At 61.8% G+C, this 2,898-nt stretch carries 3 protein-coding genes and 1 pseudogene; 3 read left to right on the top strand and 1 reads right to left on the bottom strand.

What is annotated here, in order from left to right; translation table 11 throughout:
* Positions 1–364, top strand: a pseudogene (locus C1H66_RS18915) (UxaA family hydrolase); the annotation flags it as partial.
* Between the two features lie 188 nt (positions 365–552).
* Positions 553–1,602, top strand: a complete 1,050-nt coding sequence (locus C1H66_RS18910) for a YeiH family protein (RefSeq protein ID WP_102629431.1) — start codon at positions 553–555, stop codon at positions 1,600–1,602.
* 73 nt (positions 1,603–1,675) lie between these two features.
* Here the strand turns inward: C1H66_RS18910 and C1H66_RS18905 are convergent, their stop codons facing one another.
* Positions 1,676–2,401, bottom strand: a complete 726-nt coding sequence (locus C1H66_RS18905; protein ID WP_102629430.1) for a GntR family transcriptional regulator — start codon at positions 2,399–2,401, stop codon at positions 1,676–1,678.
* Positions 2,402–2,693: 292 nt separating this feature from the next.
* Between C1H66_RS18905 and C1H66_RS18900 the strand changes: the two genes are divergently transcribed.
* The coding region (locus C1H66_RS18900; protein ID WP_240618401.1) for an Ldh family oxidoreductase at positions 2,694–2,898 on the top strand (205 nt) is incomplete at its 3' end.

The raw sequence follows: 2,898 nt of genomic DNA, 5'->3' as shown, positions 1-2,898 counted from the left end.
GGCCGAGGCGCCGGACAAGCCGGGGCTGTGGTTCATGGATTCCTCCTCGGCAGCGGCGGAGATGGTCACTCTCTGTGCCGCCTCGGGATACGTGGTGCATTTCTTTCCCACCGGCCAGGGCAATGTCGTCGGCAATCCCATTCTTCCGGTGATCAAGATCTGTGCCAACCCTCGGACGGTGCGAACCATGGGGGAGCATATCGACGTCGATGTGGCCGGGCTGCTGGCACGCGAGGTCAACATGGACGAAGCCGGCGATCAGCTGCTCGAGATGATGCTGCGCACCGCCAATGGTCGCCATACGGCCGCCGAGGCGCTGGGGCATCGTGAGTTCGTGCTGACCCGGCTCTTCGAGAGCGCTTGAGCCACGGCCGGCGCTATGTTGGCCCCACCTTCCGTAACGCTAAGCAGCCATCGGATGGTCATGCCGTGACGGGCAGGTCACGCGGGGCGTGTCACCTCCTCGTTCAGGCATCCGTGCACGTCGGTTCCATCCCGGCGTGCCCGGATGCCTGAACCTTTTCGCAAACGAACCCATACGGATCGCTTCTTATGACTCTCGAGCGCAGCAAGCGGGCTCTTGGCTGGCCCCTGGGTTATGCCAAGGAGGCATTCAGCACGATACCCAAGGTGGGGCAGGGGGTGTTGGTGTGCATTACCATCGCCTTGGCCACGACCTTCATCGCCGATCACTATGGGGGGCCGACGCTGCTCTATGCACTGCTGTTCGGCATGGCCCTGCATTTCCTTTCCGAAGAAGGGCGCTGCGTCGCAGGGATCGAATTTGCTGCCCGCATCATTCTTCGCCTTGGTGTCGCCCTGCTCGGGGTGAGGATCACCATCGAGCAGGTCACGGGGCTGGGCATCGGTCCGGTCGTGACCGTTATCGCCGGGGTGTCGCTGACCATCCTGGCTGGCGTGGTATTGGCCAGACTGTTGGGGCTCCGCCGCGATTTGGGGCTGTTGACCGGCGGATCGGTGGCCATTTGTGGCGCCTCGGCGGCGCTGGCGCTGTCGGCGGTCATGCCACGTCATGAACACAGCGAGCGGCAGACCATCCTCACCGTGGTGGGGGTAACGACGCTGTCGACCCTGGCGATGATTACTTATCCGCTGATCGTCGGGGTGCTGGGGCTCAGTGACAAGGAGGCCGGCATTTTTCTTGGGGCGACCATTCATGATGTGGCCCAGGTGGTGGGTGCCGGTTACCTCATCTCCGAGAGCACCGGCGATGTGTCGACCTTCGTCAAGCTGTTGCGGGTTGCCATGCTGGTGCCGGTGGTGTTGGCATTCATGTTCCTGTTTCGCCATGCCCGTCGCGAGGAGGGAGGTAGTAAGAAGGTGCCGATGTTGCCGGGGTTTCTCGTGGCCTTCGTGCTGCTGGTGATTGTCAATAGCCTGGGCTTCGTTCCTCCCATGGTGGCCGAGGGTTTGACGGACCTGTCGCGCTGGTGCCTGGTGACGGCGATCGCCGCCCTGGGAATCAAGACGTCCTTCCAGAAGCTGGCGGTGGTCGGCTGGAAACCGGTGATCTTGATGGCGGCGGAGACGCTGTTCCTGCTACTGCTGGTGCTGACCTTCATCCATTTTGGCCTTGTCTGAAAAGGCGACGCCTCCTTGAGTTGTGGGTGTTTCCGCTGGCTCTGCTCGTTGCAAACCATGATTCGTCAAACGGCTATAGCTCGTTAAAATAACAGTGATGTTGTGTTTCGCATCTGGAAATACGGTACTCCAGCGGCGTGTCTTGCAGGTCCTTGGCGATGCGGCGAATTTCGAGTAACGGCGAGCCGATCTCGACGCCGAGATGCGCCTGGTGTTCTGCGTCGGCGGCAACGGCGAAGATTCTCTCCTCGGCATGGGCCACGCTGTGGCCGAAGCGTTGCTGATAGAGGTGATACAGGGTGTTGGGGAGGGGGGCTGGCTCTCGCTCCAGCCCGGCAAAGCGCGTCGCCGAGACGACCAGGTCCTCCAGCAGGGCGGGGTGGTCATCCAGTTCCCGGATCCGGCGAATATGAACGACATCTTCTCCCTTTTGCAGCTCAAGCATGCCGGCTTCTTCGTGGGTAGCCGCTCGGCGTTCTCTTGTCAGCACACGCGAAATGGGCAGGCACCGGCTGCCATCGAGGCCGATCAGCCGGAAGAACTGGAACAGGGAGCGATCGCTGTCGTGGGTGGCCACTACCGTCCCTTTGCCCTGATAGCGGATCACCACTTTGTCATTGGCCAGGGCATCCAGTGCCTTGCGCAGGGTACCCACGCTGACACCATACTGCTCGGCGAGGGCAGACTCGCTGGGAATGAAGGTGCCGGGTGGCCACTCTCCCGCCACCACCCGGGCTAGCAGGGCCTCCTTGATCTGTTGGTAAAGCGGCCGGTATGTCGGTGTAATCTGCTGATTCATATCATCAATCCTGTCCACTCTGCATCGGCTGCAGCCGATTGATCCTGACCTTGATCTGCATTATAGCGGGATAAGGTCTGTATGACACTTGACCATCATGTGTCATGTATCCTATGCAAGAGTAGTAATGGGATGGCGCTGGTTCTGGCCGGATACGGTGGGTGATGTCGATGAGGGTAGTGCATGAGTGAGACGGTCAGCATCAGTTATGACGAGGCCCGGTCGCTTGCCATGGCGGCTATGCGGGCGCGTGGGTTCGGTGAGCCGGAGGCGGCGGTGAAGGGTGGAGGCCTTGCTCGCTGCCGAGCGGGATGGGTTGCCCTCCCACGGCCTGTCGCGCTTGCCGTTTTATCTCGACCAGGCCGCGAGTGGCAAGGTGTCGGCGGCGGCCGTACCCGAGGTCGACATGGACGGGGTGGTGATTCGGGTCGATGCCTGCCATGGCCTGGCCTTCCCGGCCGTCGCCAAGGGCATGGAGGTGGGCAAGGATGGCGCCA

The sequence above is a fragment of the Halomonas heilongjiangensis genome (assembly GCF_002879645.1).
Lineage (GTDB): Bacteria > Pseudomonadota > Gammaproteobacteria > Pseudomonadales > Halomonadaceae > Halomonas > Halomonas heilongjiangensis.
This window is presented reverse-complemented; position numbering and strand designations above follow the sequence as displayed.